We start from the raw sequence: 19,923 nt of genomic DNA, 5'->3' as shown, positions 1-19,923 counted from the left end.
GGCGGCGCCGTCAGCTTTGCAAACGGGAGCTCATTTCACCATCGCACGCTCTCGTGGTAGTACTCGTCCTGTTCGGATACGGCCTCGTCTCGCGCGACCGGTTGAGGAAGCGATGTTGTGTTCAACGTTCGCACGGGGTTTGCAACCTCGATGATGGCCGGTGTGGGGCAATGCCGATCGATCCATTTGCGCGCCCAATCGATCGCGTAGTGCTGCGCGTCCTCGGCGTTGGCCAGGCGCGGGCCGACCAGACCCGAGCGCGCGACGCGCCGCCCGTTCTTCACTATTTCCGCCCAGCCGCGAAACGAGGCCTCCTCGAGCCGGTCGACAGCGGCATAGATGACGTAACCTCGTGGGTCGCTGACCTGTGCGCCGTGTGAATGCAGGCCCATCCATTGCGAGTATTCCGTGCGTGGCAGTCGCGGCTTCTGGCGCACCGGTTGCGCAGCCACGCTGGATTCGTTTGCCGGAACATTTTGGCGTCCTGATAGCTGACGTGTGATCTCGGAGAACGGGGTCGCCGCGCATGCCCTGTCCACTACGCCAGACGAAGTTTGCCAGGCATCCGCGCTTTTCCATAGGACCTGGGGTCCGCCGTCATCGCGAAGAAAGCGCGGCTGGTGCGGTAACGCGCGCACAATCTCATTGGACGACGGCGTGGGGACATAGGTGAACGTTCGCCCATGTTTCGACAGCAAAGTTACCATCGCGAGGAGTGTGCCGTTCAAACGCCACTCTTCGAACCGGCAGCGGCATGTCGGGCCGGACGGATAACCGCAGGGAAGGCGCGACCACGACTCACCGGTAGTCATTACCCACAGGACAGCATTGACCACGACGCGCAGTTTTGCACGAGGCCGTCCGCGACGGGGCGGGTGCTCGGCACTCTGGTCGGAAATCATGGGCTGCAGGAGTGCACACTCGTCATTGCTTAGCTCATCGAAATACATGTGCTTCTCCACGTCGCCATAGCTGCTTTGCAGCTGGAGCGTCACGAATGCGTGATCGACGATTCGTGCTGGGTCCAAGGGTTGCACACTGATCGTAAGCGCCAGACCTTTTTGGTCCAAGTCGGGCAATACGAAGAATTTCCCGGCATTTATGCCGATTTTGATGTCAGGAAATTCCTAATGCAGCCTGTCTGCGGAGCAGTCGGCCTGCGGCCATGGCGTCCACGCCAGCCGGGGACTCGACTGTCGATTGATCTGACAATAACGCTTCGAGCCGTGCCGTCCTGCCAGCAGCAAACCAGGCGAGGCACGACGAAGGCGTCAGCCGTGGCCCGTGGACTATGGCGCGAATATTGGCGGCATTCCGGCAAACCGTAAAATGGGCGGAGTGGAGTCATATTTAAGGGGAGCATGTCCGTAGTACATTACGGGGCTTATAAAGGTGAGACGCCGTGGACCGACCCGTCAAACGTAGAGCAGCGCTACTCGCGTTGGCGAACGCCAGCCTGCTATGCATGGCCGGTCCCGTTTTCGCATCCGGCCCGGCGCCCCGCGTGGTCTTTCTCAATCCAGGCGAAGCCGTCGAACGCGGCACCGGACAGCAGTGGCAACTCGTTTCCCGCTTCATGCGGGTGGCCGCCAAGACCTTCGGTATGCAGCTGGAGGTCCTGTACGCCGAACGCGATCACCTGTTGATGGTGCGTCAGGCGAGAGAGGTCGCAGAGCGCGCCGACGCCCCCGACTATGTGGTCATCGTCAACGAGAAGATGGCCGCCGCTCAGATGCTGACCGCGCTGGCAGGTTCGCGAGCCAAGGTCCTGCTGATCCACAACGACCTCACTCCGGGCCAGCGCCGGGCGATCGGCAATGAACGGGAAGGCATCGCCAACTGGATCGGCACGGCGACGGCGAACGCAGCGCAAGCGGGTTACCGCCTGATGCAATACCTTTATCAGCGCGTGAGCCCGGCCGGCGCGCAGGTGATCGGCATCACGGGGGATCCCAACACGCCGGTGTCGCTCGAGCGTGCCCAGGGCGTCGATGCGTTCCTGTCCCACGAGCAGGACGCGCACACCTGCCAACTGGTGTTCGGCGACTGGAGCTATACCGATAGCGCGCAAAAAGCCCGCGTATTGCTGGCGCGCTATCCGCAGGCCAACCTGATCTGGGCCGCCAACGACGCGATGGCGCTCGGCGCCATGAGCGCAGTCACCGAGCGGCATGCGCATGTTCTGGTGGGTGGCATGGGGGCGTTGCAGGAGGCCCTGCAGAGTATCGTCGACGGCGGGCTGGCCGCGATGGTGGCAGGCGACTATTTCATCGGGGCATGGGCGATGGTGTTGCTCTACGACTATCATCACGGCAAGGACTTTGCCGCGTCCGGAGGCGTGCGCCAGAAGCTCGACTTCCTGCGCGTGATCCACCGCGCGAACGCTGCGCAATACTATGACGCTGTGTTCGCTCATGGACAGTCGCTGAACTTCGGCGTGTACTCGAAGTGCCTCTACCCAAGCCCGGGTCCTTACGACTTCGGCCTGCAACGGCTCCTGACTACCGTCCCGACACTTTCGTGATGCACCTTTCTCCGCGCCATGCGCTGCATTCGCTGGGCCTGCACGCCAAGCTGATGCTCGCGCTTGCGGTTCTCGTCGCGATCGTCGCGGGCAGCTCGGCTTATGTCGTGGCCCAGCACGAACGGGACCGGCGCGAAAGCGCACTGGAACAACGTGCCTCGCGGGTTGCGGACCTGCTTAGCCGTTCGCTGGCGCAGCCGTTGTGGAACGTCGACCGCGCGGCTATCGACGAGCAGCTTCAGGCGCTTGCGCCTAACCCCGAGCTCGTCGAGTACACCGTCACGGCGACGAATTACGGTGTCGTGTCCACGGTGAAGGGGCCGTCGGCGAACGAACGCGCCGATACCGTGGTACGGGTCCGGCCGATCGAATTCACCCCGCCTGGCGATGCGCCGCGCGAGCAGATCGGCGAAGTGCGGCTGGTCTACACGCGAGCGTTGGCCGAGCAGGCCATCGGCGCGGCGCGCCGGTCGATCCTCTGGACGGTGGCGGCCATCGTCGCCGCGCTCTATATCGTCACGTTCGTGCTGCTCAAGCGCATGGTACGCGGGCCGATCAATCGTCTCGAAGAGATGGTCGATCGCATCGCCGGTGGCGACCTGCTGGCGCGCTGCGTGGTGGAATCCGGCGACGAACTGGGGCGGCTCGCCACACGCGTGAACTCGATGGCGGAACGGCTGCGCCAGTCCACCACCTTGCTGCGCGAAAACGAGCGCAAGTACCGCAGCATTGTCGAAAATGCGCTTGAGGGCATCTTCCTGCTCGAGCGCAGCGGCAGGCTCACCGAAGCTAACCCCGCCATGGCGCAGCTGCTCGGCTACCGCAGCCCGAACGAACTGATGGCGGCAGGCGCGGCCGCCTTGTACGGACTGCCGTTCGATGCAGCGCAAATTCGCACGCTGTTCGAGGTGCTGCGCGCCGAGGGCGAGATCGTCGGCTTCGAACTGCGCCTGATGCGTCTGGATGGCGTCCCGATCTGGGTAGAACTGAACGCGCGCGGTGTCAGCGTCGAGGGGAGCGAGCCGGCCGTTCTGGAGGGCTTGATGAGCGATGTGACGGCCCGCAGGCACGTCGTCGAAAACCTGCAGCAGCATCGCGACCAGCTTGAGCGCGAAGTGGCCGAGCGCAAGCGGACCGAGGCTGAACTGCGGGTGTCGCGCGAGCGCTTGCGGCAGCTTTCCGCGCATCTGGAAGCGATCCGCGAGGAGGAGCGCAAGCGTATTGCCATGGAGATTCACGACGATCTCGGTCAGTTGCTCACGGCTTTGAAAATGGATGTATCGCTGCTGAGGATGCATCTCGCGGACGATTCAGCTGCCCTTCGCAAGGCTGATGGCATGCGCGAGCTGGTCGAAAAAACCATCGGCATTGTGCGCAGTGTGGCAAGCCATCTGCGTCCTGCCGCGCTCAATTTCGGTCTCGCCTCGGCGCTGGAGTGGCTGGCCCACGACTTCACGCGCTATGCGCAGATTCCTTGCCACTTCCACCTTGAGGGCCCGGAACCACATCTTCCGGATCCCTCTGCGACGGCCATCTTTCGCATCGTGCAGGAGTCCTTGACCAACGTTGCCCGTCACGCGAAGGCCTCGCGCGTCGACGTGACGCTGCGCAACGTCGACAGCGCGATCGAACTGACGATACGTGACGACGGGCAAGGTTTCGACGTCGCGGCTGCTCGCGAGGGTTATTCATACGGGTTGCTGGGCATGACCGAACGGGCCCGCCTGATCGACGCCGAGCTGCATGTCGAAAGCACGGCCTCAGCTGGCTGTGTGATTCGCCTCTACGTGGGGGAGAAAACCGTCGTTCCGTCTGGCTGAGGGGCCTCGAGCGGGGACAACACGCTCGGAGCCGGGGTGATCTAAAAAACAGATCACGATATTATGTCGTGACTTCCTTGGCTCGCGCGGTGTGCTTAGGATCGCTCCGAGTGGTCGATGTTTCGCAACTCAACCAGACCGATACCCAAAACGCGGAGACCCGATGTTCCGGCTCAACCTCTTCCCGCAAGCGTGCGTGCCCGATGCGTCGCCTGGCCCCGACCTCACGCCTGCCTGCCGTGGGCAGATCTTCGCGGAGTGCCGTTTGTGACCGATCGCGGGATGCGTTTCTGCCGCTGTTTGCTCCAGACAGCCGTGCTGCTGGCGAGCTGTGTCATAACTTCATTTGCTTCGGCGTCTTCTTCGGCTACTGACACTGCGTCGAGCGAGGCGGCGCCCCAGCCGTCAGACCACGCGGTCACGCACGAGATCAGGGTTGCCGAGGGCGAGGACACACCCACCTCGATGCCCGGCAACGTGGCGCGTAACACCGCCACCGACAATATTCTCGGCAACGTCGTCGAATCGCTGGTCGCACTGCGTGCCGATCTGAGCGTGGCGCCGATGCTCGCGGACAGCTGGGACATTTCGCCGGACGGCAAGATCTACACGTTTCATCTGCGGCATGGCGTGCTGTTTCATAACGGCGCGCCGGTGACCTCCGCCGAGGTCAAATGGAGTTTCGGGTTCCTGATGAAACGCAGTTCGGGTTTCGAGTGCCGCAGCGTGTTCGACGGCGGCCGGGGCGTGAAAGTCGTGGCGGTGACGACTCCCGATCCCGAAACCGTCGTGTTCGAGCTGGATCGGCCCTACGCGCTCTTCCTGAAGCAGATGGTCGACCCGCGCTGTCCGTTGGCGGTGCTGCATCCGTCTAGCGTCGACAGCGACGGCAAATGGTTGAAGCCGGTTGCCACCGGCCCCTATGTCTTCGCCGACTGGAAGCACGGCCAGTACGTGCTGCTCAAGCGGTTCCCGCAATACCGCCCGCGTACCGAGCCATCCAGCGGAGGCGCGGGCGCCAAGATCGCGTACGCGGATGTGCGTTTCGTCGTGATTCCCGATGAGGCCGCGCAGAAGTCCGCGCTGGCCGCCGGTCAGATCGACGCCATGACGATCGACGAAAACAATCTGTTGCCGCCCGATCCGCGCTGGCATCTCGTCGAAGGGCCGAGCGCCGATCCTGCCGTGCTGCTGATGCAGAACCGCGACCCGTTGCTCGCGGATGTGCGTATGCGTCGCGCCATTGCCCTCGCGCTCGATCTGCCCGGCATCGTCAATGCGGTCACGGATGGGCACGGGCACTACAACCCGTCGCTGATTCCCGATGCCAACAAACTCTACTCGACGATCGACGCGACCGGTTATACGAAGAACCTGCCGGAGGTCAAACGTCTGCTGGCGCAGGCGGGCTACCACGGTCAGACGCTGAAGCTGGAGACCAGCCGTCGCTTCGAACATATGTACACGCTGGCGGTTTACGTGCAGTCGCTGCTGACGAAGGCGGGAATTCGCACCGAGCTCGATGTCGTCGAATGGAGCAAGCAGGTCAGCGACTTCCGCGCGGGCCGATTTCAGCTGATGTCCTTCGCCTATTCCGCACGCATCGATCCCGCGCTGATGTTCGGCGATGTGCTCGGCGACAAGTCGAAGACGCCGATGGCGCAGTGGGAGAACCCCGCCGCTCTGGCGCTGCTGCACAGCCTGCAAGGCGTCAGCGACGAAACGGCGCGCAAGCAGGCCTTCGACCGTCTGCACCAGATGATGATTGCCGACGTACCGCTGCTCGGCATGTACAACACACCCGATCTGATTCTGGTCAGCAGCCGTCTGCACGGTTTGACGTCGTGGCCGATGCGGCGCATGCGCTTTTACAACGTGAGCAAGGACTAGATAACGCGATGCTCTCCTACATGATCAAACGCATCGCCATGGCGGTGCCGACCGTGCTGATCGTGACGCTGCTCGTGTTCGGCATGATGCGAGCGATTCCCGGCGACCCAGCTTCGCTGATGCTCGGCGATGTCAACGATCCGGCGCTGCTCGCGCAATTGCGTCATCAGTTTGGGCTGGATCGTTCGGTGCCCGAACAGTTTGTGTTGTGGGTGACGCATCTGGCGCATGGCGACCTGGGTATGTCGATCGTGCGGCACCAACCTGTGGCTGAACTGATCCGGACCACCTTCCCGGTGACCGCCGAGATTGTGCTGTCCGCCACGCTCCTCGCCAGCCTGATTGCTATTCCCGCGGGACTGTTTGCTGCGTGGTCGCAAAACCGCCGCGCTGATCCGGCGATTGTGCTGACCAGCATCCTGCTCGTGTCGCTGCCAAGCTTCTGGGTGGGCATCCTGCTGATGTGGCTGTTCGGTGTGAAGCTGCAATGGCTGCCTACGTTTGGCTTCGAATCGTTTAGCGAGGTGGGGTGGGGCACGGTGCGCTATCTGGTGCTGCCGGTGATCGCGGTCGCGCTCGGCGAAATCGCCGTGCTGACGCGGATGATGCGGGCGAGCAGTCTCGAAGTGCTGCGGCTCGAATACATCTCGCATGCGCGCGCGAAAGGCTTGTCGGAGCCACGCGTACTGTTGCGGCATGCGTTGCCGAATGCATTCGGTCCCGCGCTGACGGTAGTCGGGCTGATTCTCGGCCATCTGCTGGCGGGCGGGGCGGTGATCGAAACGGTGTTCACGCTGCCGGGCATGGGACGTCTGCTGGTCGAGAGCATCTATGCGCGCGATTACCCGGTAGTGCAGGCCTGCCTGCTGGTAATTGCGTTGCTGTATGTGCTCGTCAATCTGGTTGTCGATCTGCTGTATCCGGTTTTCGATCCACGGATGAAGCTTTAAATGAAACTGCGCTCCTTCAAACGCTTCAATCTGACGATCGGCGCAGTGCTGGTCGGGCTGCTGGTCGTGACCGCTCTGCTCGGTCTCGTCTATACGCCCTATGATCCGACGGATGTCGATCTGGTCACGCGCTATGCGGCGCCCGGCATCCACCATTGGCTCGGTACGGATGAGTTCGGCCGCGATGTGCTCTCGCGCATCATGGCCGGCGCAGCGGTCAGCCTGATGGTCAGCATCGGCTCGGTGCTGTTCGCGCTCGCGCTCGGGACCGCACTGGGCACCGTGTCCGGTTATGTAGGAGGCTGGCTGGATCGTCTGGTGCTCGTGCTGGTCGATGCGCTGATGGCGTTTCCTGGCCTGCTGCTGGCGCTCGGCATCATGACCGTGCTTGGGCCCTCCAAATGGTCGGTGGTGCTGGCGCTCGGCCTTGCGTACACGCCCTCGGTGACACGGCTCGCCCGCGGCGGCACGCTGTCGCTGCGCAGCCGCGATTTCGTGGTCGCTTCGCAAGCGATGGGCAACGGCGGTGTGTGGACACTCTGCCGTCATGTGCTGCCGAACTGTGTCGCCCCCTTGCTGATTTTTTCGACTTCGCTATTCGGGTCCGCGTTGCTGGCCGAAAGCGCGCTGAGCTTTCTGGGACTTGGCGTACCGCCGCCCGCGCCGACCTGGGGCGGCATGCTCGCCGATAGCCGCAACGCCATCGACCGCGCAATCTGGCTGGCGATTTTCCCCGGCATGTCGATTTCGCTCGCGCTGCTCGGCATTAACATGCTGGGCGACGCGGTACGCGACCTGCTCGATCCGCGCATGAACGGAGGAGCAAAATGACGACGCGCCACTCTGCCTCTGCGATGGAGTCCCTGGCGGCTTCCGGTTCGGTGCGAGCAGCCGTGGGATCGGGTCATCAACCGCTCCTCAGCGTGCACGATCTGACGCTGGGATTTCGTGGTCCTGACGATAAGGCGAAGCCGGTCGTGCACGGCGTCAGCTTCGATCTCGATGCGGGCCGTTCGCTGGCTGTGGTCGGGGAGTCCGGCAGCGGCAAGACGCTGATCGGCAAGACCTTGCTCGGCCTGCTGCCGGATGCCGCGCAGATCATGGGGGGCCACGTGAGTTTCGCGGGTCAGCCGCTGCTTGAACAGACGCCGGCCCAGTGGCGAAGCACGCGCGGTATCGGTATCGGCATGGTGTTTCAGGAGCCGATGGTCTCGCTGAATCCGGCGTTCCGGATCGGCGAGCAGTTGACCGAGGCGCTCGTGCGACGCCGCAACGTGCCGCGCGCGCAAGCGTGGACACAGGCCGTCGCTATGCTCGAACGCGTGCGCGTGCGCGATCCGCAAGGCTGCATGAAGCGTTATCCGCATGAGTTCTCAGGCGGGATGCGCCAGCGCATCATGCTGGCTGCCGTGATGTTGCTGCGCCCCAAACTGCTGATCGCGGACGAACCGACCACAGCGCTCGACTGCGTGGTCCAGAAGGAAGTCCTCGATCTGATGACGGAGTTGACCCGCGAGGAAGGCACCGCGCTGATCTTTATCAGCCACAATCTTGCGCTGGTGGCGGCTTACACGGAGCAGGTGCTGGTTATGCGTGCGGGTGTCGCCGTCGAAACCGGGCCGGCCGACCAGGTATTATCGCGACCGTCGCACGATTACACGCTGGCCTTGCTCGATGCGTTGCCGCGACGTTTGCCTCCCGTTGACGTGGCGTTGCCCGACTCCGCGCTTGCTGAAACCGCGTCGGCTGCCGCTGCGGCTCCTGCACCCATCCTCGAAGTGCGCGACGTCGCTATCGACTATTCGACCGCGCGCAGCGGCTTCGCGGCCTGGTTTGGCGGCAAGCGTAGCGTGCGGGCCGTCCATCGCACCTCCTTCAGCGTTGGGCCCGGCGAGACGCTGGCGATCGTCGGCGAGTCAGGCAGCGGCAAGACGAGTCTCACCAAGGCCGTGCTCGGCCTGGTCACACCGGCAGAGGGTGATGTGCTGCTGAACGGCGAGCAGTTTCTCGACGCCGGCGCGAAGCGTCTGCAGGCTGCGCGTCGGGCGATTCAGATTGTCTTTCAGGATCCCTATTCGTCGCTCGATCCGCGCATGCGGGTCGGCTCGCTGGTGGCTGAAGGATTAAGGGCCGACCCTAGTCTCGATGCAGCGCAACGTGCGGAGCGCGTCGCCACCGCGCTCGCGGATGTGGGTCTCTCCGATCATGCGCGGCGTTTCGTGCACGAGTTGTCAGGAGGACAGCGTCAGCGCGTGGCGATTGCACGGGCGCTTGCGAGCCGTCCCGCAGTCATCATTGCCGACGAACCTGTTTCGGCGCTCGACGTCACCGTGCAGAAGCAGGTGCTCGATATGCTCGTCGCGCTACAGGCACGGTACGGCTTCGCCTGTTTGCTGATTTCGCATGACCTTGGTGTGGTCGAACAGATCGCCGACCGCGTGCTGGTGATGCTGCGCGGACACCTGGTCGAGGAAGGCACGCGTGACGCGGTCTTCGACGACCCCTGCCATCCGTACACGCGCCGCCTGCTGCAAGCCGTGCCTGAGTTGCGCGGCAACCGCACGGATGGCTTCAAGGTGCTGTCGCGCGAGGTGCCTGCGCCGCGTCTTTCCGTCGATCGCTATTTCGATCCCGACCGGCCGGAGAAAGGCGCGCCGCGTCTCACCCAGGTGGGGCAAGGTAATGCAGGGCATCGAGTCGCGCTATACGCGGACACCTGAACGCAGCGCTAGGCGTTGCGAAATGAACGAAGCAAAGCAACGAAGCAAAAGCGCCACAAAACAACGTGCCAGCCGACGCAACAAAAAGAGGTGCCCAGCGGCACCTCTTTCGAGAAAGTAGCTTGAATGAAGCGTCAGAAGCGATGTCGAATGCCGACGACGACGGCCGCCTGCTTGTCGGTCGACGAGTTCGACAGATTGGCAATCGCTGCCACCGCCTGTTTGCCGGTCGAATCTTCGCCGCTCGCGTGTTCGTAGATCCCGACCACATACAGGTCGGTGCGTTTCGACAGGAAGTAGTTCGCGCCGAGGTTCACCTGGTTGTACGTAGCACCGGAGATGCTGCCGACCGAATCGCCACGGGTATAGGTGTAGGCCACGCCAAGCTGCAGGGCAGGGGTCACGAGATAGGCGAAGTTCAGTTCGCCGATATTGAAGCTTGCGGTGCCGGTCAGATGTCCTGGGTTCAGCCCAGCGCCCGCTTCGCTGCCGAGGTTCTGGAAGGCCACGTTGCTGTAGGTGCCGCCGATCGTCGCATTGCCGATGCGGTATGCGGCGCCCGCTGCAATCACCTGCCACGCGCCGGCCGAGGCGAAGCCGCTGTACACCGGGCTCGACATATTGAGGGCGCTGGTAGATGTCGAGGAGTTGGCGTTCGGGTTGGTGCCGAACACGGAGTAGTTCGGATCCTTGGCCTTTTCATAGACGAGGCCAAGGCTGAGCGAGCCATTGTGATATCCGGCACCTACGCCGAAGAGCTGGTCCTCGGTGAAATCGCCGGCCTTGCCGCCGAGGCTGTACATGCCGCCGAAGGTGATGCCGCCATAGTTCTGGCTCGCGAACTTGATCGAGTTGTTGATGCGGTAGGAGTTGTCGAAGTTGTCCATGTCGCCCGGGTGTGCGCCGTAGATGCTGCCCCATTCGGTGGCGGTCACGAGCTCTTCGGCATTGCCCGATTCGAAGCTGCCGACGTAGTCGCCGAGCGGGTCGTACTGGCGGCCGAGGGTGACGGTACCATAGGGACTGGACAGGCCGACGTAGGCTTTGCGTCCGAACAGATCGCCGCCCTGGCCGAGCGTGCCGTTGTTGATGGCGAAGCCGCCTTCGAGGCGGAAGATCGCAGCGAGGCCGCCGCCGAGATCTTCTGTGCCGCGCAGGCCCCAACGGTCGCCCTGCAGGTTGCCGGAGGCCAGCGAGTACTGCTGGGAGCCTTTGGCATTCGAGTTGAACGCGATACCAGTGTCGAGCAGCCCGTAGAGCGTCACGCTGCTTTGCGCGTGCGCAACGCTGGAGAACGCGGCGAGCGCGGCGATCATGGGTATGGTCTTTTTCATCGTATTTGTCCTCGGCGGAGCCGGATGCAAGTGGTGTGAACTCAGGTGAACAGCAGTGCAGCGAGACCTGCGCTTAAGCACGGGTTGCGGCAAATCCTATGTGGCTATTTTTTGACCCGGAAGACCGATCCTCGGCATCGCGATCTAATCGGAAGATCACAAGAGAGACCCGCATTTGCAGCGTGTCGAAGACGTGCTAGTCACGTGCCAAAGAGTTGCTAAGGACTTTTAAGAAATGCAATCCCATAAGGTGATCACATGACGTTGAGCCAGCTCAGAGTGTTTTGCGCGGTGGTCGAACAGGGCAGTTTCCGGGCCGCGTCGCGCTCGCTCGATATCGCGCAGAGCGCATTGACCCACGCAATCCAGAGTCTCGAAGCGGAACTGGCCGTGCCGCTGCTGACGCGCTCGCACCTGGGCATCAGCCTCACACCGTTCGGGGAGAAGTTGCTGGCCCGTGCGTCGTCGATCCTCAAGGATTGCGAGCGTATCGATCAGGACATGCGTGAACTGGAGGGCGAACCGTCGGGACGCATCGCCGTGGGCCTGACCTCCGAACCGCTTGCCGAGTTGCTGGTGCCGGTGGTCACGCGCTTCATGTCGTCGTTCCCGCGTGTGCTCGTGCATCTGTCGAGCGGGTCGTCGCAAATGCTGATTGAACGGATTCGCGATGGACGCCTCGATTTCGCGCTGTGTCCGCTTGCGCCGGAGTTCGACGACGTGGATCTGCATATCGACCGGCTTTATCGCTCCGCGCCGGCGATCCTGGCGCGCGCCGGTCACCCAATGGCTCGCGCCACGTCGATTGCCGAACTGACCGATTGCGAATGGGTGGGCTTCAAGCGCGAGGGCGTTGTCGGCATTGCGGCGAATCGTCTGGTGGGCATGTTCGCGGCGAATGGCCTGGGCATGCCCAAGATCGTCATTACCGCCGAGACCCTGCTCGAATCGCTGTTCCTGGTGTGCGAAACGGACTATCTGACCATGGACCCGGGCGTGCTCGCCGACTACAAGCTGTTCTCGGGATCGCTCATCCGCGTGCCGATTCGCGAGACCTTTCAGCCGCGCGATATCAGCCTGATCCGGCGCAGCAATTCTCCGCTGACGGGGATCGCGCACGAGTTATCGAGCATGCTGGTTTCGTATGCACGTCTGAAGCGCGGCGTGTCGCGTAACAGCAAGTCCTGAAGCGCCTGGCAGGCGGATTCAGGGCGATTTCAGGGGTGATCTGATCTATCGATCACGATAACCCCGACCAGGCTTCTGCAGGCCTGCTGCGACGCGTAGCATCATGTCCATGCTTCGACGCGTCCGGTTTATCCGGCTTTTCGGCTCATCAGGCGTCTTTGCCGCAACGCCGCAATTGGGGCATCAGCCGGTATGAGTCACGAGCGTCGCAGCCTGTCGATGAACCACAGGACAATTTTCTAAATGCACAGCGCTAAACACCGCCTGCTTGCTGCCTCGGACGGCAACGCGCATCAACTGGTTTCGCATCATTTCGGCGACCAGACTTACGGCAAGAAGATCTATATCCAGGCTGGCCTGCACGCCGATGAAATACCAGGCATGCTGGTCGCGCTGACCCTCCAGGAGGAGCTTCAGCAACTGGAGAAAGAGGGCCGCCTGCGCTGCGAAGTGGTGCTGGTCAGCACGGCCAATCCGATCGGCCTCGCGCAGGTCGTGCTCGGCTATCCGATCGGGCGGTTCGATCTGGCGAGCGGCCGCAACTTTAATCGGGGTTTCCCGCTTCTCGCAGGGAAAATCGCTGAAGCGGTCGAGGGAGAACTGGGCGGCGACGCAAAGAAAAACGTCGCGACGATTCGCCGGGTCTGGCGTGATCTGTTGCTCGCGCAACAGCCTCGCCAGACCTTCGACGACCTGCAGCGCGCGTTGATGCTGCTATCGCTGGATGCAGACATCATTCTCGATCTGCATTGTTCGCGGGAAGCCGCGCTGCATCTCTACACGGGTGAGGCGCTCTGGCAGCAGGCGGAGCCGCTGGCCCGCTATCTTGGCGCGAGCGCTTCGCTGCTGGCCGTCGACTCAGGTGGTCAATCGTTCGATGAGGCGCACAGCTTCACATGGTGGCAACTGCAGCAACGCTTCAACGAACGTTTTCCGATCGCGCATGGAAGCACGGCGATTACGGTCGAGCATCGCGGTCAGCGCGACGTCAACGACGAACTGGCCCGGAAGGATGCGGCAGCGATTCTCGATTACCTGACCTGGTACGGCGCGATCGAAGCGCAAGTCAAACCGCTGCCGCCGCTTGCGTACCCCGCAACGCCGCTGGCCGGCAGCGAACAGTTTTATGCGCCGGTCACGGGCATCCTGCTGCACTGCGTGGAACCCGGTGCGCGCGTCAGCGCCGGTCAGCAGATGTTCGTGATCGTCGATACAACGGACGGTACGCGCACCGCGATCTGCAGCCGTACCGCCGGCATCTTTTATATGCGAAGAGACGTCCGCTATGTGCGGCAGGGCGATCCGCTCGGGCGCGTGTCGGGCGAGGAAGTGATCCGCTCCGGCTATCTGCTGAGCGCATGAGGTTCTTCGAACGTTGATGAGAGTGAACACAAAATGACGAGATATATTGACGTAAGCGATGTTCGCAAGCTGGTGACGTCGATCGGCGCGGAAGCGTTCATCACGACGATGGCGGACTATATCCGCGCGGATTATCTGCGCTGGAACGAGTTCGAGAAATCGGCGCGGGTGGCTAACCATGTCCCGGGCGGCGTGATTGAACTGATGCCGACTTCGGACAGCACGCTCTATGGATTCAAGTATGTCAACGGGCACCCGAAGAATACCCACGTCAATATGCTCACGGTGATGGCATTCGGCGTGCTGGCGGAGGTCGAATCCGGTTTTCCGGTGCTATTGAGCGAATTCACGATCATGACCGCATTGCGCACCGCCGCGACGTCCGCGTTGGTCGCCAAGGCACTCGCGCGGCCTGCGTCAAGATCGATGGCGTTGATCGGCAACGGTGCGCAAAGCGAATTCCAGGTGCTGGCGTTCAAGGCGATGCTTGGCGTGAACGAAGTTCGCGCGTTCGATATCGACCCCGCGGCAACCGATAAACTGATCCGTAACCTGTCTGGTCTGAAAGACCTCAAGATCATCCGCGCGGCGAGTGCGGCTGAGGCTGTGCGCGGCGCGGATATCGTCACGACGGTAACAGCGGACAAGACCAACGCCACGATCCTGACGCCGGACATGATCGAACCGGGTATGCATATCAATGCGGTTGGCGGCGATTGTCCCGGCAAGACGGAACTGCACGCCGACGTGTTGAGAGGCGCCCGGGTGATCGTGGAGTTCGAGCCGCAGACGCGAATCGAGGGCGATATCCAGCAGCTTCCTGCCGATTTTCCGGTGGTTGAACTTTGGCGCGTCCTATCGGGCGAGGTTGCCGGGCGGGAAAGCGATGCGCAAGTGACGGTGTTCGACTCGGTCGGTTTCGCGCTCGAGGATTTCTCGGCGCTGCGCTATCTGCGCGATGTGAGCGATGCCCGCAATATCGGTGAGCAGATCGAACTGATCCCGGCGCCGGTGAATCCCAAGGACCTGTATCAGTTCGTCGTTCCCGTGTCGGCGTCGTACACTACGCAGCGCGAAGTGTTGCACGCGTAACGCGTAGTGTTCGCTCGAAATGTCCCATCGGTGTCCTCGCGATGTTTCAACGGCCCAATGCAATCGGTAGACAAAATGTCAGACTCTCTTCTTGATCGGGGCGTAGCGGCTTCAGCCGGCGCGGGCGATGCCCGTCATGGCGCTCAGCAAGGCGCGTACGCGGATGGCTTGAGCCGCGCAGAGCCATCGACGATGGGCGTGGACGCGGACGCCGTCATTGCATTTCTCGACGCCGTCGAAGCAGCGGAACTCGACTTGCATTCGTTGATGATCCACCGTAACGGCAAAGTGGTGGTGGAGGCATGGCGCTGGCCGTATCGCGCGGACCGGCCGCGTAACCTGCATTCGGTTGCCAAAAGCTTTACCGCTTGCGCGATCGGCCTCGCGCTGGAAGAAAAACGCTTCGGCCTTGACGACAAGGTGGTGTCGTTTTTCCCGGACGCGCTTCCCGCGGTCATGAGCGACCGGCTCGCGGCCCTGACGCTCGAAGACCTGCTCACCATGCGTGTGGGTCACGCCGGCGAGACCTCGGGCGCACAATGGCGCGTGCTGGGAACGAGCTGGATCGAAGCATTCTTCAGGATCCCTATCGTTGAGCAGCCGGGCGGATCGTTCCTGTACACGAGCGCGGCCAGTTATATGTTGTCGGCGGTATTGAGTCGCGTAACGGGACAAACGCTGCACGATTACCTTAAGCCGAGGCTGCTCGAACCTTTGGGTATCACGGGTGAAACGTGGGACATCGGCCCTGATGGCATCAATCCTGGCGGCAACGGACTCACGGCCAAAACCGTCGACCTGCTCAAACTCGGCATCCTGCATGCACAGGGCGGCATCTGGGAAGGCAAGCGGCTGCTTCCGGAGCAGTGGGTGGCGAACGCGACCCGTTCACACGTCGAATCAGGACGCTATGGATATCACTGGTGGACGCGCCCAGACGGTATGTACAGCGCGATCGGAAAATTTGTGCAGATGGCGCTGGTATTTCCCGCGCACGGTGTCACGCTCGCAGTGACCGGTGCGATCAAGGGGAGCGGGAAGCTCATGCCTTATGTGGATCGTTACTTTCCGGCCGCGTTCCGTGAAGTCTTCCGCGATGGTCCCGTTGCGGGTCACGCCGCGGATGCGCGACTCAAGGCACGGCTTGTCGAATGGCAACGGGAAGATGCGCCGGTAGCATGGAAAGCGCCGTATCTGCTCGCTGGTCCGGATGCGCATTCAGGCGGTACTTCGCGTGCTCGTACGGAGAAAATGCGCTTCACGATGCAGCCGAATGCGCAGGGCATCCAGACATTGCAACTGGAGTTCAGCGAGCGCGAATGCACGTTGCGCTTGTCCGATGCGGATGGCGAACATACGATCGTTGCCGGCTTCGGGCGCTGGATTGAAGGCCCCAACGAGATGCCCGGCCGCGATCTGCACCATGGGTATCGCCTGCTGGGCAGCCCGGTGGTGGCACGCGCCTGCTGGCTCGATCCGGCGCGCCTGCAGATGACGTGGATCTTTGCGGAAACGGCCTTCCGCGATACGGTCGTCTGCGAGTTTTCGGGGCGAGAGGTCGTCTTCAAACGTGAAGTGAATATCAACAGCGGCGCGTTGCGTCACGACGATGTCACCGGCACTCTCGACGACCAGGCGCGAGCGAACGGCTTGTAAACGCGTTTCCAAACCGCACAACGCGGAATTTCCGCGCAATACCACGTCACCGCTTTCAAAGCCACTCTTCGGACCTGGTCGTTTGCCTCAAACGTGCCCGCAAACGATTGCAGCGGAACAAAAGCAAAAAAACTTCACGTTTCGCAAATTCAGGGTTAATCCGATATAAAGCTGGCATCTTTTCCTGCCGATATACCGGATGCGGTGCTAGTGAAGCGCATGGGCGGCGACCTTAAGATCGCCTGCAGGGAGGCGCTTCTCTGGCACGGCACACTAAATATATTCCTGAGAGAAAGCATGACCGGACTCCCTCCCCGAGAGAGGAGCGTCGGCGTGTTTTGTTTTTTTCGCCCGTTCAACGAGGAGAACGAAGTGGAACATTCAACGCCTGAGCGGCACCTGGAAATGAACGAACTCAGCGCGGTCAGCGCCGCGCTAAATCGTGTTCAGGCCGTCATCGAGTTCGACCTGCACGGCATCGTTCTGCACGCCAACGACAACTTCCTGAAGACCGTGGGCTACACGCTCGACGAGATTCGTGGCCAGCATCACCGCATGTTTTGCGAGGCCGCTTACGCGGACAGTGCCGCCTATCGTCTGTTCTGGGAGAAGCTCGCCCGCGGCGAGTTCGATCAGGGCGAGTATCAGCGCGTGGGCCGCGGCGGCCGCGAAATCTGGATCAACGCCTCGTATAACCCGGTGTTCGATGCCGCCGGCAAGCCCTACAAGGTCATCAAGTTCGCCACGGATATCACCGCGGCGCGCCAGCAGAATGCCGAATACGAAGGCAAGGTGCGCGCGGTCGATCGCGCCCAGGCTGTGATCGAATTCGATCTCTCGGGCAACGTGCTCTCGGCCAACCAGAACTTCCTCGATACGCTCGGCTACCGGCTCGATGAGATCCAGGGCAAGCACCACCGCATGTTCTGCGAAGAGGCGTATACCGCGAGCGCGGAATACCGCGATTTCTGGGCGAAACTGAACCGCGGCGAATTCGATGCAGGCCGCTATAAGCGCGTGGGCAAGGGCGGCCGTGCAGTGTGGATTCAGGCTACCTACAACCCGATTTTCGATGTCGGCGGGCGACTCTGCAAGGTGATCAAGTTCGCGACCGACGTGACGGCCCAGGTCGCGCTGGAAGAGCAGATCCGGCGCCGCGCGCAAAGCGATCAACGCAAGGTCGAGGCGCTCCTGCAGGTGGTCAGCAAGGCCGCCGCGGGGGACCTGACGGGCAGCGTCGAAGTGGCCGGCACCGAGCCTATCGACCAGCTTGCGAGCGGCATCAAGCGGATGATGGACGATCTGCGCGGCGTGATAGGCAAGGTGGTCGATTCGGCCGGCGGCTTCACCGCCTCGTCGCAGGATATCGCGGGGCGTGCCAACACGGTGGCGAGCGGCGCGCAGTTGCTTGGCGCAACTGTCGAGGAGATGAACGCGTCGATCGAAGAACTGACCGCATCGATCAATTCGATCGCCGACAACTCGCGCAGCGCCGACAACCTTGCTAAAGATACCCAGCAGGAAGCGGAGCGCGGCGCGAAGGCGATTACCCGCTCGATCGAAGCGATGGAGCTGATCAATAAGTCATCCGAAGATATCAGCGAGATCATCAAGGTGATCGGCGAGATTGCCAGCCAGACCAATCTGCTCGCGTTCAACGCGGCTATCGAGGCAGCGCGTGCGGGCGAACATGGGCTCGGCTTTTCCGTAGTGGCCGACGAGGTGCGCAAGCTCGCCGAGCGCTCGTCGCAGGCGACCAAGGAAATCTCGAAGCTGATCAACGAATCGGTCAAACGGGTCGCTCAGGGCAGCGAAATCTCGAAGCAGGCCGGCGAAGCCTTCGACAAGATCGTCAACGGTGTGAGCCGCACGACACACGCCATTTCGGAGATTTCCTGCGGCGCGGACGAGCAGTTGATCGCCGCCCGCGAGGTTAGTGCCGCGATCCAGCAGGTGGCCGAAGAAACCGAGAAGTCCGCCAGCGCCTGCGACACGATTGCGCGGGCCAGCGCCACGCTGATGCAGGGCGCGGAAACGCTCGATCAGACCGTCACACGCTTCGTCGTCTGACGCGGGGGCCGCCTTGGATAACGAGCGCGAGGTCGATCAGGCGACCCGCCGGGCCTTCTTCGATCAGGTTCGGCGGCATACCGGCATCGCCATGAGCGAGCGCAAGTGGGCCCTGCTGGAAGGCCGCTTGCGCCGGCGGGTGCGCGAGCTGGCACTGCCCGGTTACCGGGACTATCTGCATGTGCTGGAGGCGAAGCCCGAAGAGGTCCGCGATTTCATCGACCTGGTGACGACCAACGAAACCTCGTTTTTTCGCACGCCGCGCATCTGGGAATATTTCGCCGGGCAGTTTCTGCCGCGCTGGTTCGAGACGCACGGCGGCACGCCTTTGCGGGTGTGGTCGGCGGCAGCTTCGAGCGGCGAGGAAGCCTATACGGTGGCGATGCTGTGCGAAGAGTTTCGCGGACGGCATCCGGCGTTTCGCTACCGGATTCTCGCTACCGATATCGGTGACGCGATTCTGCGCAAGGCTGCCGCGGCGCGCTACCAGGGCCGCAGCATCGAGGGGCTCGGGCAAACCCATCCCGACCTGCTGGCCAGGTACTTCAGCGCTGCGGACGATGGTTTCGTGGCCGACCCGGCGTTGCGCGCGAACGTGACGTTCCGCAAACACAATCTGCACGAGGCGGCACGCGACATCGGCACGATGGACGTCACGCTGTTGCGCAACGTGCTGATCTATTTCGACGCTGCTGGCCAACAGGTGGTGCTCGAAAACGTGCGACGCGCGATGGCTCCGGATGGAGTGCTGATTGTTGGGGAATCCGAATCGTTGAGCCGCTTCGACATGGGATTCGCCTTCGAACAGCCGCTTATCTATCGCAATGAGGTTCGTCCGTGACCGATGCGCGCGAGATTCAGGTGCATATGTGCGCCATTGGCATCGGCAATGGACATGACGTGTTGCGTGCGACGCTCGGCTCGTGTGTCGGCATTGGGCTGTTGTGGCGCGAGCGTGGTATCTACGGACTCGCGCACTGCCTGCTGCCCGATGCGGCCGTGCGGCCGGAGGGCATCGGCGCGAAATACGTTACGCAGGCGATTCCGTCGCTGCTGAGCCTGATGCAGGTGCAGCGCGCCTCGCATGGCGCGCTGGAGGCCGTGTTGGCGGGTGGCGCGAACATGGTGCATTACGCGCGCCGTCCCACTCATGCGCCGATCGGCGAGCAGAACGTACGTACGGCGCAGACCCTGCTCGAAGGACTCGGTGTGCGTGTCGTGCACGAGGATGTCGGCGGCGAATGCGGCCGGCAACTGCTGATCGATTGCCGGCAGCATGCGTTCGTTGTGAAAAAAATCACCCGCACTCTCTGAACG

Annotated in this window: 15 protein-coding genes and 1 pseudogene; 13 read left to right on the top strand and 3 right to left on the bottom strand. The window is 62.4% G+C overall.

Translation table 11 applies throughout. The features are described 5' to 3' along the window. Positions 1 to 35: 35 nt before the first annotated feature. Both P3T24_RS09165 and P3T24_RS09160 read right to left on the bottom strand, forming a co-directional pair. Positions 36 to 452, bottom strand: coding sequence for a hypothetical protein (locus P3T24_RS09165; RefSeq protein ID WP_429434320.1), 417 nt, complete (start codon positions 450 to 452; stop codon positions 36 to 38). A 318-nt stretch (positions 453 to 770) separates the two neighbouring features. Further along, positions 771 to 902: pseudogene (locus P3T24_RS09160) on the bottom strand (transposase); the annotation flags it as partial. Positions 903 to 1,402: 500 nt separating this feature from the next. On the opposite strand from P3T24_RS09160, the gene P3T24_RS09155 reads away from it, so the two are divergent. The 6 genes from P3T24_RS09155 to P3T24_RS09130 all read left to right on the top strand — a co-directional run bounded on the left by P3T24_RS09155 (position 1,403) and on the right by P3T24_RS09130 (position 9,904). Then, a complete protein-coding gene (locus P3T24_RS09155) occupies positions 1,403 to 2,524 on the top strand; it encodes an ABC transporter substrate-binding protein (RefSeq protein WP_429433944.1) in 1,122 nt (373 codons plus the stop codon). Then, positions 2,524 to 4,344 (top strand): PAS domain S-box protein, encoded by a 1,821-nt coding sequence (locus tag P3T24_RS09150; RefSeq protein WP_429288329.1) that lies wholly within the window; start codon positions 2,524 to 2,526, stop codon positions 4,342 to 4,344. Before P3T24_RS09155 ends, P3T24_RS09150 begins: the two co-directional genes overlap by 1 nt. Positions 4,345 to 4,611: 267 nt before the next feature. Beyond that, on the top strand, positions 4,612 to 6,234 hold the full coding sequence (locus P3T24_RS09145) for an ABC transporter substrate-binding protein (protein WP_429433941.1): 1,623 nt from the start codon (positions 4,612 to 4,614) through the stop codon (positions 6,232 to 6,234). An 8-nt stretch (positions 6,235 to 6,242) separates the two neighbouring features. Then, positions 6,243 to 7,184, top strand: coding sequence for an ABC transporter permease (locus P3T24_RS09140; RefSeq protein WP_074264102.1), 942 nt, complete (start codon positions 6,243 to 6,245; stop codon positions 7,182 to 7,184). Then, positions 7,185 to 8,015 carry an ABC transporter permease gene (locus tag P3T24_RS09135; RefSeq protein WP_429433938.1) on the top strand — a complete coding sequence of 277 codons (831 nt, stop codon included), beginning with the start codon at positions 7,185 to 7,187 and terminating at the stop codon, positions 8,013 to 8,015. It abuts the gene before it with no gap. Then, on the top strand, positions 8,012 to 9,904 hold the full coding sequence (locus P3T24_RS09130) for a dipeptide ABC transporter ATP-binding protein (protein WP_429433935.1): 1,893 nt from the start codon (positions 8,012 to 8,014) through the stop codon (positions 9,902 to 9,904). Before P3T24_RS09135 ends, P3T24_RS09130 begins: the two co-directional genes overlap by 4 nt. Positions 9,905 to 10,038: 134 nt before the next feature. On the opposite strand, the gene P3T24_RS09125 is transcribed toward P3T24_RS09130, so the two are convergent. Beyond that, the gene (locus P3T24_RS09125) at positions 10,039 to 11,238 is read right to left on the bottom strand and encodes a porin (protein ID WP_429433932.1); all 1,200 of its coding nucleotides are present in this window, start codon (positions 11,236 to 11,238) and stop codon (positions 10,039 to 10,041) included. A gap of 258 nt (positions 11,239 to 11,496) precedes the next feature. On the opposite strand from P3T24_RS09125, the gene P3T24_RS09120 reads away from it, so the two are divergent. From P3T24_RS09120 to P3T24_RS09090, 7 genes are all read left to right on the top strand, one after another. Further along, complete coding sequence (locus tag P3T24_RS09120; RefSeq protein WP_429433930.1) at positions 11,497 to 12,426, top strand: LysR family transcriptional regulator; 930 nt, start codon at positions 11,497 to 11,499, stop codon at positions 12,424 to 12,426. A gap of 243 nt (positions 12,427 to 12,669) precedes the next feature. Beyond that, the gene (locus P3T24_RS09115; protein ID WP_429433927.1) at positions 12,670 to 13,788 is read left to right on the top strand and encodes a succinylglutamate desuccinylase/aspartoacylase family protein; all 1,119 of its coding nucleotides are present in this window, start codon (positions 12,670 to 12,672) and stop codon (positions 13,786 to 13,788) included. 33 nt (positions 13,789 to 13,821) lie between these two features. After that, entirely contained in the window at positions 13,822 to 14,880 is a 1,059-nt protein-coding gene (locus P3T24_RS09110; RefSeq protein WP_429433924.1) for an ornithine cyclodeaminase, read from the top strand. Positions 14,881 to 14,955: 75 nt separating this feature from the next. Then, positions 14,956 to 16,536: a serine hydrolase domain-containing protein gene (locus P3T24_RS09105; RefSeq protein ID WP_429433921.1), complete on the top strand. Its 1,581-nt coding sequence runs from the start codon at positions 14,956 to 14,958 to the stop codon at positions 16,534 to 16,536. A gap of 372 nt (positions 16,537 to 16,908) precedes the next feature. Then, the gene (locus tag P3T24_RS09100) at positions 16,909 to 18,606 is read left to right on the top strand and encodes a methyl-accepting chemotaxis protein (RefSeq protein ID WP_254368811.1); all 1,698 of its coding nucleotides are present in this window, start codon (positions 16,909 to 16,911) and stop codon (positions 18,604 to 18,606) included. Positions 18,607 to 18,619: 13 nt separating this feature from the next. After that, positions 18,620 to 19,447 (top strand): CheR family methyltransferase, encoded by an 828-nt coding sequence (locus P3T24_RS09095; protein WP_429433918.1) that lies wholly within the window; start codon positions 18,620 to 18,622, stop codon positions 19,445 to 19,447. Continuing rightward, the gene (locus P3T24_RS09090; RefSeq protein WP_429433915.1) at positions 19,444 to 19,920 is read left to right on the top strand and encodes a chemotaxis protein CheD; all 477 of its coding nucleotides are present in this window, start codon (positions 19,444 to 19,446) and stop codon (positions 19,918 to 19,920) included. Before P3T24_RS09095 ends, P3T24_RS09090 begins: the two co-directional genes overlap by 4 nt. Positions 19,921 to 19,923 lie beyond the last annotated feature (3 nt).

Origin of the sequence: Paraburkholderia sp. GAS33 (assembly GCF_050436645.1) — a bacterium.
Taxonomy (GTDB): domain Bacteria; phylum Pseudomonadota; class Gammaproteobacteria; order Burkholderiales; family Burkholderiaceae; genus Paraburkholderia; species Paraburkholderia phenazinium_B.
This window is presented reverse-complemented; position numbering and strand designations above follow the sequence as displayed.

Excerpts from the sequence above, each read along its gene's own strand:
- P3T24_RS09150 (WP_429288329.1), top strand. The coding sequence starts at position 2,524 with ATGCACCTTTCTCCGCGCCATGCGCTGCATTCGCTGGGCCTGCACGCC.
- P3T24_RS09140 (WP_074264102.1), top strand. The coding sequence starts at position 6,243 with ATGCTCTCCTACATGATCAAACGCATCGCCATGGCGGTGCCGACCGTG.
- P3T24_RS09135 (WP_429433938.1), top strand. The coding sequence starts at position 7,185 with ATGAAACTGCGCTCCTTCAAACGCTTCAATCTGACGATCGGCGCAGTG.
- P3T24_RS09130 (WP_429433935.1), top strand. The coding sequence starts at position 8,012 with ATGACGACGCGCCACTCTGCCTCTGCGATGGAGTCCCTGGCGGCTTCC.
- P3T24_RS09125 (WP_429433932.1), bottom strand. The coding sequence starts at position 11,238 with ATGAAAAAGACCATACCCATGATCGCCGCGCTCGCCGCGTTCTCCAGC.
- P3T24_RS09120 (WP_429433930.1), top strand. The coding sequence starts at position 11,497 with ATGACGTTGAGCCAGCTCAGAGTGTTTTGCGCGGTGGTCGAACAGGGC.
- P3T24_RS09115 (WP_429433927.1), top strand. The coding sequence starts at position 12,670 with ATGCACAGCGCTAAACACCGCCTGCTTGCTGCCTCGGACGGCAACGCG.
- P3T24_RS09110 (WP_429433924.1), top strand. The coding sequence starts at position 13,822 with ATGACGAGATATATTGACGTAAGCGATGTTCGCAAGCTGGTGACGTCG.
- P3T24_RS09105 (WP_429433921.1), top strand. The coding sequence starts at position 14,956 with ATGTCAGACTCTCTTCTTGATCGGGGCGTAGCGGCTTCAGCCGGCGCG.